The organism is Paenibacillus sp. AGC31 (assembly GCF_057334655.1).
The window spans coordinates 79,111-94,844 of record NZ_JBHFJH010000047.1 but is presented as its reverse complement, the minus strand read 5'-3'; the positions used below and the strand labels follow the sequence as shown (position 1 = coordinate 94,844).

Here is a 15,734-nt window from a genome sequence, read left to right as displayed (position 1 = left end):
GTAATCCATTTTGTCATGTTAATAAAACATTGGTTAAAAAAATGATCGGTTACAGATCGTTTCATTCACCTGAGGATTGTGCGTATAATACAAGAAAAGGATTTCATCCATATATTCTCAGGGGAGTTGAGGAAGTTTCCATGACAGTCAGACCCGATGCAAGCAGGCAGGTGAGCAGCGATGGAACCGACTAGGAGCGATCGAATATTTGGCAGATTCAAGCGGTTATCCGATTTGAAGGCTGGAAGGCATAAAGGACGATTTTATCGAAACAGCCTCATGCTTATTTTACTCATTGCCAGCATTCCCGGACTAATCACAGGTATCGTCATGTATCAACAGGTTGTTGGCCGGATGGAAACCGAGTTCAATCAGATGCATCAGAACCAGATCGAGAACCGGGCACGCAATGTGGATGACCAGCTGGCTTATCTGGAGATGAACTTATCCCATTGGGCTTTTGAACCGAGGTTTGGTAATGCACTGCGAACGCTGGATTTTGTGTATTATTTCAATGAAACACAGGAGATTGTGACTACCTTATACGTATTACAAGGTTCCCACCCATTGATCAAGTCAGCACAGCTGTATTTGCAGGAACCTAAGCCAATCTTGTTTAATCGGGATTATACCGAATTGAACGATGAAGCGAAAGTACAAGCCTATGACCGATACCTTTCCATGGGGAACCACGTGTACTGGACAGACTGGGTTTCCAGCATCAACAGTGATACCGAACCTTCGACCAACGATAGTCCACTGCATACGGATGCAGGCAATGCACTTGTTCTAGTACATAAGATACCGGGGGAGAGCATTAATCCGTTTGGTGCACTGATCATCACGCTGGATAACGAGAAAGTCGCCAGTTTATTGAAAACGCTTACTCCGTATGACGAAGGTTTAACGTTCCTTATGGATCAGGAAGGAAACACACTGGTTACCGGGAATCCGGGAACGGCGGGAGAGACTTCTGCTTTTGAGCAGCAGCTAAAAGAAGAAGTAGCCATGCATGCGGGCAGCCGCTCATTCCTGTTCCGATATGAGGATCAGACCTATTCTGTCTCATACGGTTCATTGAGCCGGATCGATTCAGACTGGACTTACGTCTCCGCAGCACCTTTGACCTCAGTCACTTCGCCAGTAAAACTGGTATCCAAAATCATCGTCATTGCCAGTGCAGGCAGTCTCATCCTGGGATTATTGTTATCCTGGTTTGCTTCCCGCCGCATCTATTCGCCTGTAGCACGGATGCTGCATCTGCTTACGCCTGGCAGAAATGAAACAACACCAACGGATGCCAAGCTGGACGAGTTTGAGCTGCTGGAGCAACAGTGGAACGAACTGACCTCCCGGAGTGTCACGGCACATCGCCAATTGCAGGAGCAGCTTCCCCATCTGCGCGACAGTTTTGTCTTACAACTTGTACAGGGCCATCTATATGCCTATAACGAGCAGGATCTTCAGCAGCGGATGCGTCATCTCGGATTTGAGCTGGAGGGTCAGCAGTATCTGCTGGTGCAGATGTATTTTACGGGGTACGAGCAGCTGCAAGGCAGATTTGGAAGCCAGGACACGGGATTAGTCACCTTTGCAGCAGTGAATATTACACAGGAAGTGGCGAAAAATTATTTCAGACAGATCAGTGTCATGAACTTTCATGACCTGTCTTCCGCCATGCTTGTGATTGCTCCTCAGGACGAACCTGTGAAGTCACAAGCGCTGTTATGGGGACAGGAACTGGTGGAAGTCATTGGACGTACGCTCAAAATGAAGGTGACCTTGATGGTCAGTCGCCCGGCAGCTTCACTTCAGGAACTGCCCGGACGATTCGTCGAGATGGAACAGGCCGTGGCTTATCGCAGTGTGGAGGAAGGAAGTCAGATTCTCGATCTGGAGGATGAGGAGTGTTTCCGCAGAAATGAAGCAGCTTCCTATCCGCTTGGGCTGGAACGGGAGTTGTTACAGGCGGTCAGGCTGGGCAAACGAGCCGAAGCCGAACGTGTGCTGGAACAATTCATGAGTGAAATTACGCGGATGGGTAGTACCGAATTTCAGGTGCAACAGATGATGCTTCAATTGCTCGGTAGCATTCAGCACATGATGCTGCAAACGGGGGTCACACCTTATAAGCTGTTTGGTGGTTACAACATGTATGAGCAACTATCCGGTATTCGTGAACCTGTACAGATGAGGCAATGGATGATGAATGAGGTGTTCATACCGTATATACAAGAGGTTGAAGTCCGATCGCAGGAACCGCTGAAGCTGGTGGTGGAACGAACGATGTTGTATATCGATACACATTACCGCAGCGACATTTCGCTGGAAAACTGTGCTGACGAGGAGCAGATGACACCCTATGCACTGAGTAAGGCTTTCAAACAGGTATCGGGCATCAATTTTATTGATTATCTGACACGTGTGAGAATGGATGCGGCGAAGCAATTGTTACGGGAGACAACGATGAAAATCAATGATGTTGCGGCGGCTGTGGGATATCAGCATAGTTATTTTAATCGGATCTTCAAGAAACAGGAGGGAGTTACCCCGAGTCAGTATCGCGATCAATGGTTTGGACAATAACCTTTTAAATCTTTGTCATTTCAGCCCGGCATTCAGCTTTAGCGGATGCCGGTTGTTTCTTTTTTTACCGTGATACAAAGAAGGATAAACCCGCAAAAATGTGCAATTCTACCTGCTACGTTATGTTCAGTTTCTTGTGAAAATGGCGTTATAGCGGGCTTTTCGGCCATCATGTCGTAGCAATGCAAAAAATGAAGGTTGCCGGAAAAAGATCGGCTGTATAGGCTGAGTATCAGGTTAATTGATAACGCTTACATAGTTGAGGGAGGGGAGACATGATGAACGGGAAGACGGACTGGAATACCAACGCCACTGCAACTGCTCAAGCGGATATGACAACAAGACCATTAAAACAGGAGTCCAATTGGAAAAGGCAGATTAAACGAAACAAATGGTTATATGTGCTTGTGCTTCCCGGCTTTTTGTACTTTGTGATCTTTAAATACTTGCCCATGTGGGGGATCGTCATTGCTTTTCAGGACTATCAGCCTTTCCTGGGTATCCGTGAGAGCAATTGGGTGGGGCTGGAGAATTTTACGAACTTCTTCTCCAATCCGGACTTCTTCCGACTATTACGTAATACGCTGGTCCTTGCCCTGTATGATCTCATCTTCTTTTTCCCGGCACCGATCATTATCGCCTTATTATTAAATGAAATTCGGGTCGCGTTTTTAAAAATAACGATTCAAACGCTGGTCTACGTACCCCATTTTGTATCCATGGTTATTATCGCCAGTATCACGTATGTGTTCCTGACCCCGCAAGGCGGAGTGTTATACGATCTGATCGCATGGATTACGGGCAAGCCCATTGATGTGCTCTCCAGTCCAGGTTCGTTCCGTCCGCTCATTATTGTGCAGATGATGTGGAAAGAGATGGGATGGGGCACAATTATCTTCCTGGCGGCCCTCGCAGGTGTCGATACGGAACAATATGAAGCCTCCATTGTGGATGGCGCAGGACGATTACGGCGGATGTGGCATATTACGCTTCCAGCGATTCGTACGACCATAGTCATTTTGCTTATTCTCCGATTGGGGAACTTCCTCGATACCGGATTTGAGCAGATTTATCTGATGACCAACTCCCTCAACCGGGATGTCGCAGATGTGTTTGATACGTATGTGTACACGGTGGGGATTACGCAAGGTGCATTCAGTTACAGTACTGCTGTTGGACTATTCAAGTCTGTGGTGGGGATTATCCTGGTGCTTGGCAGTAATAAACTTGCGAAAAAATTCGGTCACCCCGGAATTTATTAAGGAGGAGCGCCCATGAACAGCCGTCTATACAACAGCCCTGCCGGCAAGGTATTTGATATCTTCAATTACGTCATGCTGGGGATTCTGGGCATATTAACCGTCCTTCCTTTCCTGTATATTATAGGGAATTCTTTCGCAACGGAAGCCGAGATCACCGAACGCAGTTTTTTCCTCATTCCGAAGGTGTTTTCCTTCAGTGCATATGAGTATATTTTCTCCTCGTCCACGATCTTCCGCAGCATTGGTGTTTCCATTTTCATCACGGTGGCAGGTACACTGGTCAATCTGTTCTTCACCCTAACGATGGCCTATCCACTATCCAGAAGTGACTTCTGGGGCCGTAACGTCATGATGAACATGGTGATTCTCTCGATGTTATTCGGCGGTGGCATGATCCCGACGTATCTCGTCATTCGTGGACTGGGACTGCTTGATTCCTACTGGGCCCTTATGCTTCCTGGCGCGATCAGCGCTTTTAACTTAATAGTTGTCAAAAACTTTTTTCAGCAAATGCCGCCCGGGCTGGAGGAAGCGGCCCGCATCGACGGCTGTTCGGATCTAGGCGTGCTGTGGCGAATCGTTCTACCTTTATCCAAACCGGTCATTGCCACGTTTGCCCTGTTCTACGCCGTAGGCCACTGGAACAATTTTTTCTCGGCACTTCTGTACATTTCCGACAGTGACAAATGGCCGTTACAAGTCATGCTGAGACAGATCGTGTTACTCTCGCAAGCCAGTGTCGGAGATATGGCGAACATGGACCCCAATTTTGTACAGCCACCAGAGCAGTCGATCAAAATGGCGGTGATCGTTGTAGGTACCATTCCGATTTTGCTGGTGTATCCGTTTTTGCAGAAGCATTTTGCCAAAGGTGTCATGTTAGGTTCAATCAAAGGCTAAAGCCAAGGGGGAGAACGTATGGGACAAAAGACGGGATTCAAAAAAGGTGCACTGCTACTCTCTGCTTCACTGGTACTAAGTACAATTCTGGGCGCATGCTCCACCGACAAAGAAGGTTCAGGAACCGCTGCGGGTGGCACTGATCAGATTACAATCATGCTGCCGAACTTTGAAGCGGAGAATCCGCCGGAGAATAGCCCAGTCATCCAGAAGCTTGAGGAATTGACCAAGGTGGATGTGAATCTGCAATGGGTGCCGAGCAGCTCGTACGAAGACAAATTCAACATTACACTGGCCTCGGGAAAGCTGCCTCAGATTATGGTGGTGTTAGGGAAGTCCCCAAGTTTCATTAATGCGGCACGAACCGGAGCATTCTGGGAGCTTGGTCCTTATCTGAAAGACTATCCGAATCTGAGTCAAATGAATGAGATCATCACCAACAATGCGTCAATCGATGGCAAAACCTATGGGATCTATCGGGCACGCGCCTTAGGACGTAATGGGGTCACAATCCGCAAAGATTGGCTGGAGAAGTTGGGGCTGGAAGAGCCAAAGACGATTGACGAATTTTACAATGTATTGAAAGCGTTCACGAAGGATGATCCAGACGGTAACGGCAAGGATGATACCTATGGTCTGGTTGCCAGCAAATTCACAGGCCCGTGGGATAACATGCAGGTATGGTTCGGTGCACCGAACAAATGGGGAGATGATGGCAGTGGAGGCCTGATCCCGGCGCATGAGACACCAGAATACATGGAAGCCCTGAAATTTTTCCGTCAAATTTATAGTGAGGGTCTGGTCAACAAGGACTTTGCCGTGATGGATGCGACCAAACTGCCTGATCCATTTGTGAATGGGCAAGCCGGTGTCATGGTGGATGTAGCAGATAATGCCCAGCGCATGGATCAGAAAATACTCGATAAAGACCCAAATGCGACAGGACGTGTAGACGTGCTGCAAGCGATGGAAGGTCCAAAGGGATTGCGTGATATGCCAACGTCTGGCTACTCCGGCCTGATTGCGATCTCCAAAAGCAGTGTCAAAACGGAAGAAGACCTAAAGAAGGTACTGAGCTTCCTGGATCAGCTGAATGAACCGGAATTGCAGGCATTGTTGTACAACGGACTGGAAGGTAAGCAATACGAGAAAAAAGAAGACTACATCGTACCGAGCACTGACAAGCTTGCGCTCCGCGACCTGCAGGGCTTAAATCAGATTTTGATGTTTGTGCCGGAAGACAGAACGCTTCGTGTACAACAGACACCTGTCCGTGAAAAGGTTGCACAAGTGCAGAAAGCCAACGAAGAGATTGTCATCGCCAATCCTGGCGAACCGCTGATCTCTGATGTTTATGCTCAGAAAGGACCGCAGCTGGACAATATCATTAACGATGCACGAATCAAATATATCGTAGGTCAGATTGATGAGAAAGGATTTGAAGATGCTGTTGCTCTGTGGAAGAACAACGGCGGAGACGATTATGTGAAAGAAGTCAATGAACTGTACGCAGCACTGAAGTAGTTGGAAATTATGACTTCCTGAATATGGTTTTTGATGTATAATCATAACGAAACAAACCTATATGAACTGAAATGAACGTTATTGGTAAAGTTAAACGACCACTCTTGAACATGCAGGGAGGAAGGCAATATGTGGAACGGGGATGCTTTTGAAAATCCCGAGGCGCAGTACAGGGTCCATCCCTTTTGGTTCTGGAACGGGGATATGGAAGAAGAGCAGGTTAAGCGGCAGGTGGCTGAGATGGCCACGCAAGGTGTAGGCGGATTCTTCATCTGTCCGCGTCAGGGACTACAGATTCCCTATCTCTCTGAAGCATGGTTTGATAAGGTGCGGATTGCAGTGGAAGCGGCGGCTGCTCACGGCATGCAGGTATGGTTATATGACGAATATCCATATCCAAGCGGGATGGCTGGCGGAGAAGTGACCCTTGATTTCCCTGAAGCGAAGCAGCGACAGCTCGTGCATCATCAACTGGTGGTTCAGGGTGGAGAAGCTGTGGATCTGCAGTTGCCATGGGGACGAGTGTTGGTTGCCAAGGCGATTCCCAAGGATGCGCAGGGCAAACGGTTATGGCATGAATCCATTGACTTGCGCAGTAAAATCGGCAATATCCAGACCGATCAAGTCTATCAGGAGACCGGACTCACTTCGTATAATCGTAAGCGTTTCTTCACCTATCGCACAGCGTTCCATATGTTGTGGGAAGTTCCGGCAGGTGATTGGGAGTTGATTATATTTCAGGAAAAAGAGATCGATGATTTCAAATATTACGGCAACTTTGTTGATCCTTGCCACAAGGAAGCGATGAGCCGTTTTATTGAACTGACACATGAGCGTTATAAGTCAGCGGTTGGAGATCGATTTGAAAGCGTAATCAAAGGTATGTTTTCGGATGAGATCGCACCGCTGGGCCGTATCCCCTGGTCACGACAGCTTCCCCGTTATTTCAATGAGCGTTGTGGTTATAGTCTGATCGATTCGCTACCGGCCCTGCTGTATGGTGATGTTCCGGACGCGCATCGAATTCGGTATGACTATTACCAGTCGCTGCACCTGCTTCTCCGGGAGTCCTATCACAAACAGGTGCATGATTGGTGTGAGGAAGCAGGAATCCAATATGCGGCTGAAGTGCCTGGCGTACGGATGACGACCCAGTTGTTCAGCCATATGCCAGGGGGGGATTCGGCACATGAGAAAATCGGACGATCCTTATCGTGGATTCTGGAACGATACGGTCAAAAGATGCGTGACAATCCCAAGATGGTCAGTTCGCTTGCCCGGCAATTGGGCCGAAGCCGCAATCTGATTGAATGTTTTCACAGTGTGGGCTGGTCGATGACGCTACAGGATGCCAAGTGGATGATCGATCGAATGGCCGCCATGGGTACCAATTTTTATAACTTTCACGCCTTTTTCTATACGATTGGTGGGCTGGCAAAGCATGATGCACCGCCATCTCAATTTTTGCAGAATCCCTATTGGAAGCATTTCGGGCAGTTGGGGGATTACACCGGACGTTTGAGCTATCTCATGAGCACCGGAGCAGCAGACATTCGTATTGCCGTGCTTGACCCAACGACGACATTCTGGAGTCTGATGGGTAATCCGCTGCATGGATTTGAATATAGCGGCGAAGACGAAGCAGAACGGGGACAATTGGATCGTCTAACGAAGGACTGGATGAGGATTACGACACATCTGCTCGAAAACAGACGTGACTATGATCACCTTGACCCCGAATTGTTGGCTGAAGCTGACTTAACGGATGGCATCATTCAGATCGGCGTTGCCCGTTATGACGTACTGATTCTGCCACCGATGCTGAATCTGGAGGCCGCGGCCTGGGAACAGGTGAAGCGATTTGTTCGGCAGGGAGGAACTGTCATCTCTGTTGGGATGCCTCCGTATATTGCGATCCAGCCGGGAAGTCCGGAGGGGGATGAAGCTGCCCAGTTCTTTGGTGCAGGCGAGCAGCCGCAAGAGGTGTACTGGGGCCGTAGCGGGTCAACAGATCATGATAACCGTGAAACCATGTGGCATCAGGGTGAGGGGAATGCCTATTTTCTACCCGCAGGAACGGGGCAGGGAGATGACTTTTCGCTGGAGCTAATCTCCCTCCTGCTCGATCAGGTATTGCCGGAACCCATCTGCTGGATCATGGAGGAAGAAAGTGCATCCCTGCTGATGCACACCCGTCAATTGTCCGATGGGGAGCGTATGGTTTTTTTGACCAATCAGGAGGGGCAGGACCTAAAGGGCCAATTAAAGCTGGTCGCCAGACAGCTGTGGGATGGAACGGAGCTGACAGAGAACACTTGTCTCGTGGCAGAACGACTCGATCTGGAGACAGGGCAGCTTCAGGCATTACCGTATACGAGCAGTGGCGGGGAATGGTGCATTTCACTAACGCTGGCGCCTTATGAAGCGCATGCTGTACGCCTTACTTTACAAGCTGCGAAGAAAGAGGCAGTACCAACGAAGGTGGATGTAGCAGACAAAACGGGTTCGACGTTCAGAGCGGATGTTTCGGCAGGGGCGAATCAAGCCTGTAAGATCAAAGTTCCTTCGGAAGGGCCATGGCGACTGGAAACGGTGCAGTCTAACATTTTGCGAATGGGACAATTCCATCTTCAGGCTTCCAATGCTAATGGAGTGATTCTGGAGAGTCAGCATGTAGCTGTAAAACCGTTTATTGATCAGGCGGCAGAATTATCGGAGCAGCAGCATCTGCCAGTCCAGTTTAATCAGGTATTTGGCACACCCAAGAAAGCATCCGTAGCCTATCCCATCGAATGCCGATATACGACCACATTTGAGCTGAGAACGGTATTGCCTGCATGCCTTCTATTCATGGACAGAGCGGCGATCTCAGGCATTTGGTCGATGGAGATTAATGGGCATTTGCTTGAAAAAGAACAATTCGATCCAATCGAAATAACCGACCACAATAACATCGCTTGTGATATCACGGAGTTGCTGCACAGCGGTCTCAACGAAATGACGGTGATTGTGCAGGTGACGAAAGATGAGGATGGCATCGTGGATCCCTTGTATCTACAGGGAAGATTCGGTGTGGAATTCCATCATGAAGGCATGGTTTCGCTTGTGCGAGAGTCGGATACGGCCCTTCGTATCGGGCCTGAACCTCAGCCTCTGTATCCCCATTATGCCGGGGAAATGAGTTATAAACGCACGTTCTGGCTGGATGAACCAGAGGAAGGTGTTGCCTCGTTTGAACTGGAATTTGGCGATTGGCGTGTGCAGGATGTGGTGGAAGTGCGGGTAAACGGACATAGCCTGGGTGTAAGATGCTGGTCTCCGTATCGCTGGAAGGGAGAGCCCTCCTGGTTGCGTCTGGGAGACAACGACATTGAAGTGCGGATTACCAACACATTGATCGGCCTGCTGGAAGGTACGTATTTTGATTCGGAACATCATCGATTACAGGATGCAGGTCATGTACCTGTTGAAGAATTCAGATGAAGGAGTGGAAGTATGAATACAGCTCAATCTGACCAACAAAGACTGGACCCGGTCTGGGTCGCAGATCAGGGTGACGGTACATACCGCAATCCGATTCTGCATGCAGATTATTCGGACCCGGATGTGATTCGTGTAGGAGATGACTTCTATATGACGGCCTCCAGTTTCTCGCATACACCGGGCCTACCTATTCTACATTCGAAGGATCTGGTGAATTGGAAACTTGTCCGATATGCCATAGAACGGCTTGAACTGCCAGGATACGATGTACCTCTTCATGGCAAAGGCGTATGGGCACCCAGCATTCGGTATCATGACGGAAAGTATTGGATTTTCTTCAGCACACCGGATGAGGGCATCTTCATGACTACGGCGGATCACCCTGAAGCCGAGTGGTCACCGCTGCATCTGGTTCATGAAGTGAAGGGCTGGATCGACCCTTGTCCCTTATGGGATGAGGATGGCCAAGCCTATCTTGTGCATGCTTTTGTCCATAGTCGCAGTGGAATCAAGAGCAAAATCCAAGTGTGCCGGATGGCTACGAATGGCAGGAAGCTTCTGGACGAAGGCATGATCGTCTTCGATGGGACCGAACATCATCCGACCATTGAAGGACCTAAGTTCTACAAGCGCAATGGGTATTATTATATCTTTGCTCCGGCTGGTGGTGTAAAGCCGGGGTGGCAGACGGTTTTGCGTTCCCAACAGGTATTTGGGCCATATGAGGATCGAATTGTGATGCATCAGGGATCTTCCTCTGTGAATGGGCCTCATCAGGGAGGATATGTGGAGCTGGAATCGGGGCAGTCCTGGTTTATTCATTTTCAGGATCGGGATGCGTATGGCCGAATTGTTCATCTACAGCCGATGACGTGGACGGAAGACAGCTGGCCTGTCATTGGAATTGACTCTGAGGGAACGGGAACAGGGGAACCTGTTGATGTGCACATCAAACCAGATGTAGGAGCAGCGTATCCGATCACTGTACCTGAGGTATCCGATAATTTTCAGGCTGATCGTCTGGGGCTGCAGTGGCAATGGCAGGCGAACTCCCGTCCTGAATGGGCTGAGGCAGGTACAGAAAGCGGGATCGTATTGCGTGGTCATCCATACCCGGAGGGCGTTCAGTCTTTGTTTGGTACACCTCATCTTCTCTTGCAGAAGCTGCCTGCCTCTGAATTTGAAGCGACAACCCGGCTCACGTTCCTGCCTGGACAGGAAGGGGATCAGTCAGGTCTCATCATGTTTGGTGATTCGTATGCAAGCCTGTGCCTGTTACAGACAGAAGACGGAACCATTCGGTTATCGCTGATTCGCGGAGCCAAACGCGAAGACAGCCATCTGCATGCCGAAGAATGGGAGGAAACGGGACTGGACTGGGAGGGCCAGGGTTCGCAGGCAACCGGCTGGACCATTCATCTTCGGCTTACCCTGACAGAACCTGCTTTGTGCCAGTTTAGTTGGAGTGCGGACGGAGCTGAGTTTCAGACGATGGGTACACCGTTTAGCGCAACAACAGCCCTTTGGGTTGGAGCGAAGATGGGTATCTATGCTGTAAACACACGGTTTGCGAATCGTGGAGGTCAGGGTGTTTTTCACTATTTTAATGTGAAGGAAATTCAGAAATAGGGAGCAGGAAAAGAAGCAGAAGGAGGAGCAAGATGGGACATCGTATTCAGTTTGACCGCTATCCAGGTGGTGTGATGAAAGCGTTAACGCTCAGCTATGACGATGGAGTGGTGCATGATCGCAGACTGGTGGATATCTGTAATCGGTATGGCCTACGGGGAACCTTTAATCTGAACTCCGGTACCCTGGGCAATCCAGGCCGCATCGAGCCGGGGGAAGTCGCGGAACTGTACGCTGGACATGAAGTAGCTGTTCACACCGTTACTCATCCTACACTGCCTTATGTTCCGAATGAACTGCTGACCGAAGAGATTATTGAGGACCGAAAAGCACTCGAGAAGCGTGTCGGTTATCCCGTACGAGGTATGGCTTATCCCAATGGAGGGTACGACCGTGCGTTAAGTTCGAAGCTGGAGTGGCTTGGCATTGATTATGCCCGTACCGTTGAATCACATGGCAGATACACGTTGCCAGAGCGCCCGCTTGAATGGCATCCGACGTGTCATCATAACCATGATCTGGCGGGGCATGCCAAACGTTTTATCCAACATTCCAAAACAGGTACGCCACTATTACTCTACGTCTGGGGTCACAGTTATGAGTTCAATGACAACGACAATTGGGAGATCATCGAACAGTTCGGTGAGCAGATTGGCGGCAGGGACGATATCTGGTATGCCACGAACATCGAAGTGATTGCCTATTGGAAAGCGGTACAACGACTCGAGTGTTCGGCTGATCGATCCATCATCCATAATCCGTCTGCCATCCCGGTTTGGTTCACGGCAGATCAGCAGGTTGTTGAAGTGCAGGGCGGAGAGACATTGCGGCTAAGCGAACGAATCAAGATATAAGGAAGGGAGCTGACGATCATTCGTTATTTTCATGAGAACGAGGCGATTGCAGGCAAGGTGTACGATTCAATTCCGGATATATTGACTACGGTGGCTCAGCGTTATATTGGCGATCATCCGAAACATTCATTTTTGCTCAGAGCCTATCATCAGGGAGGTTTTCGCAGGCTTGGCGATTATCGCTACGACCTGAATCTGAATGAGAAATGCGTAGAGGCGCATGCAGGGCAATACGTGTATGTATGGGGCAAGTTATGGAGCGAGCAGAATGCAACGTTAAATACGGGCCTGAACTGTTATAGTCCGGTGACAATCTATGTGAACGGCGAAGAGGTATTCAAGTCTGAGTTGTTGCAGGAATTATTCCCTGAGCGAAGAACCCAGATTCCGATTTCCATTAACTATGGCTGGAATGATGTGTTACTGTGTTTTGTCAAAACAGAAGTGGGATTCGGCGGTATCTATGGAACAGCCTCGTTCAAAAATTTCCCGCTGCACTTCCTCACTCCTGGGGCAGATCGTCAGGGTCAGGAAGGCTGGTTATATTCGGAACCCGTCGATGAACCTGTATTATCACTTCCTTGTGACGGCATGACGGAAGAAGAAACGGGTCTTACCTGGTATCCGCGCAGGGGCTGGACAGATGAGGAGCAGAGCGCAGGTTCATTTGCTCGAATCTTTGGTACGGAACAACCGGCTGTTGCCTATGCGTGGTCCAAACTGGATGTAACCTTGCCAGGATCAAAGCCAGTTATTTTAAAAGGCCGTCATGATGGTGCTTTGACCTTGAATGTGGATGGCACGGAAATATACTCTGCTGGAAGTAGCGGTAACTTTCACGTTGAACTCCCGCGACGTTACGGTTCCTCGGATTTGGTCGCAAAAGGTGAAATTCAAGCACTTGGTGGCTCCTGGGGATTCACTTTGGAAGATGCCGAGCGTTCGGGTTCCACAGGCTGGAGACTGAAACCTCCTCATCCGGTTGCGGGATGCACGGACCCCTGGCTGTACACAGGTGTGTTTGCTCTCGGCGCTGAGCCATCCTACGCCGACATCGTGCGAACAGATACCGTATTTGATGATGGCGCACAAGGTGTGTATTGGCGAGTAGATCTTCCCGATACGCATGTTCGTCCCTATCTGGAGAACACACATTACGGAAAGTGGAATTATCCGCTAGGCGTCACCCTGCTTGGACTTCTCCAAACGGGACAGGAATTGGGACGTGATGATTACATTCAGTATGTGCGGCAACATATTGAACTGAGCACTTCATTTGACCGCTATGGTCTGTGGGATCGGGAAGGGTACGGTGCGGCAGGAATCAATAATCAGCTGTCTGCCATCGACAGTCTGGATGATTGCGGTTCGTTCGGATCTACGTTGCTTGCTGCGATGGAATTCGGCGATATTCGTGGGGGAAGAGATACCGCGGATCGAATTGCGGGCTACATTACGGATGAGCAGGAACGTCTGGAGGATGGCGCCTTTTACCGGGTACGAGGCAGTGGGGAGATGCGTCAGGAGACGATGTGGTGTGATGACTTGTACATGAGTACACCTTTTCTGATGCGTTATGGTCAGTTGACAGGTGATGCGACGTATTGGGATGATGCGGTCAATCAGTTCCTGATGTTCCGTAAGTATCTCTACCTTCCCGAACAACAGATCATGTCCCATGTGTATGATTTTGTGCGTGGTCGGGCGACAGGTATTCCGTGGGGACGGGGTAACGGCTGGGTGCTATTCTCCTTAACCGAACTGTTGTCCATTCTGCCGCATGATCATGTGAAACGGCCGGAACTGTTATGTTTCTATCGTGATTTAAGTCAAGGTTATTTGGCGCTGCAAGGGGAAAATGGACTATGGCATCAGGTGTTAAACCGCTCGGATTCGTATGAAGAGACCTCCTGTACATCGATGTTCATCTACGCCTATGCCCGTGGAATTCGGGAAGGGTGGCTAGAACAACCGGAGCCTTATCTGGAGGCCGTACGCAAAGGATGGGAAGGCATGACGCGCTTGTCGATTGACTATAAAGGCAATATATACGGGGTATGCCGCGGTTCCGGTTACTCGTTTACCGCCTTGTATTATCGCGATGATCTGGGATGGAATCTGAATGATACCCATGGGATCGGCATTGTGCTCTTGGCAGGCATTGAAGTGTATAAAATGAACCAGCAGCTCTCCAAGGTGTCTATCGATTCTTCGGTTACGGCTGCGCAGCGCTAGTGCTTGACGTAACGGAACGTATATTTGCGGATGGCCTTCAATAGGTACGAGCTGAAAAAGCGGCAAAGCCCCAAGGCTTGCCGCTTTTAGTTGATTCCAATTTCGAATCCGATCTGCATGATAGCAATAACATACACGTACCTTCACCCTATAATGTGAATAACTCCGTCGTTAATACCGATCAAAATAATTCCAGCTGTTCCGGTCCTTCTTCCTGCTCAGGCTCAGAACGGTCAGGGAAAGGCTTCACCGGCTGATCCAGCAGGTCCATCATCATCTGGGCATTCGCTGCTGCATCGCCACCGGAGTTGTTATTAAAAATAACATAGACATCCTTGCTCTGTTCCTGCAACTGCTCCAGATACCCTTTCCACTCCAACAGCTCTTCCTTGTTGTAACGGTACAGGTAACGGGTCTCGCGCCAATTGGGCGCACCATTCTGATGCCACCCGGACACATTGCGTCCGTGCATGCGCACGAGCGTCATCTCCGAATCCGTGGCCTGTGGCACGATGGGAATGGAACCTGAACCCGCCTGAGGTTCGTCACAGACGCTGTGAATCCAGCCTTGCTCTTTCAGGAACGCAAGCGTGCGCTCTCGCATGTCACCTTCATACCAGCTACGATGACGGAATTCGAGGGCACACGGAATACCCTCCATTCGAAGTTTCACTTCACGAAGCTCATTGACATTGTCCTTATTGCACTCAAACCAGGGCGGATATTGAAACAAGGCTGCCTGCATCTTGCCAGCTTCAATGACGGGCTCTAGTGATTCTCGAAAAGCCTTATACATCTCCGACGTGCTGGTGAAGTAGGGTTTGCCTCGCAGATGTCCGGTCATTCCCTGATAGGCTTTGATGATAAAAGCAAAGGATTCGGGCGTCTCTGCAGCCCACCGTGCCATTCGATCCCGCGGCTGAACGGCGTAGAAGGAACTATCCACCTCCACAGTGGAGAAGTATTGTCCGTATAGACTGAGCTTGTCTTTGGCTTTGGTACGGTTTGGATAGAGATCTCCCTGATCCCCCCATCCGGTAAGTCCAATGCGAATCATAAGAACACCTCCTGTTGCTTTTTGAACAACCTCTTATAATTAACCGATTTACAGGCATATGTCTAACATTATATCGTGTGCATTTTGGCTCTTCAATGTTGGAAACTTACTGGAATTTTTTGAGTTTGCAGAATAAAGACGTTACAATACATTAAAGCTAGGGGAAATGATGAGGCCTGAACAAAGCGTACTACAGATAGAGAG

The 15,734-nt window shown here is 49.4% G+C and carries 9 protein-coding genes; 8 read left to right on the top strand and 1 reads right to left on the bottom strand.

Annotated features, from left to right (window positions below; genetic code table 11):
• The first annotated feature begins 180 nt into the window (after window positions 1-180).
• From ACE04G_RS28220 to ACE04G_RS28185, 8 genes are all read left to right on the top strand, one after another.
• Complete coding sequence (locus ACE04G_RS28220) at window positions 181-2,586, top strand: AraC family transcriptional regulator (RefSeq protein ID WP_449004632.1); 2,406 nt, start codon at window positions 181-183, stop codon at window positions 2,584-2,586.
• A 332-nt stretch (window positions 2,587-2,918) separates the two neighbouring features.
• Window positions 2,919-3,848: an ABC transporter permease gene (locus ACE04G_RS28215; RefSeq protein WP_486095315.1), complete on the top strand. Its 930-nt coding sequence runs from the start codon at window positions 2,919-2,921 to the stop codon at window positions 3,846-3,848.
• Window positions 3,849-3,860: 12 nt separating this feature from the next.
• Entirely contained in the window at window positions 3,861-4,748 is an 888-nt protein-coding gene (locus tag ACE04G_RS28210; protein WP_449004633.1) for a carbohydrate ABC transporter permease, read from the top strand.
• 18 nt (window positions 4,749-4,766) lie between these two features.
• Complete coding sequence (locus ACE04G_RS28205; RefSeq protein WP_221820893.1) at window positions 4,767-6,272, top strand: extracellular solute-binding protein; 1,506 nt, start codon at window positions 4,767-4,769, stop codon at window positions 6,270-6,272.
• Between the two features lie 129 nt (window positions 6,273-6,401).
• Complete coding sequence (locus ACE04G_RS28200) at window positions 6,402-9,755, top strand: glycosyl hydrolase (RefSeq protein WP_221820892.1); 3,354 nt, start codon at window positions 6,402-6,404, stop codon at window positions 9,753-9,755.
• Between the two features lie 12 nt (window positions 9,756-9,767).
• Complete coding sequence (locus ACE04G_RS28195) at window positions 9,768-11,384, top strand: glycoside hydrolase family 43 protein (protein ID WP_449004634.1); 1,617 nt, start codon at window positions 9,768-9,770, stop codon at window positions 11,382-11,384.
• A 32-nt stretch (window positions 11,385-11,416) separates the two neighbouring features.
• Entirely contained in the window at window positions 11,417-12,238 is an 822-nt protein-coding gene (locus ACE04G_RS28190; RefSeq protein ID WP_221820890.1) for a polysaccharide deacetylase family protein, read from the top strand.
• 57 nt (window positions 12,239-12,295) lie between these two features.
• Window positions 12,296-14,473: a glycoside hydrolase family 88/105 protein gene (locus ACE04G_RS28185; protein WP_486095281.1), complete on the top strand. Its 2,178-nt coding sequence runs from the start codon at window positions 12,296-12,298 to the stop codon at window positions 14,471-14,473.
• 181 nt (window positions 14,474-14,654) lie between these two features.
• Here the strand turns inward: ACE04G_RS28185 and ACE04G_RS28180 are convergent, their stop codons facing one another.
• The gene (locus ACE04G_RS28180; RefSeq protein WP_339305488.1) at window positions 14,655-15,530 is read right to left on the bottom strand and encodes a DUF72 domain-containing protein; all 876 of its coding nucleotides are present in this window, start codon (window positions 15,528-15,530) and stop codon (window positions 14,655-14,657) included.
• Window positions 15,531-15,734: the final 204 nt, after the last annotated feature.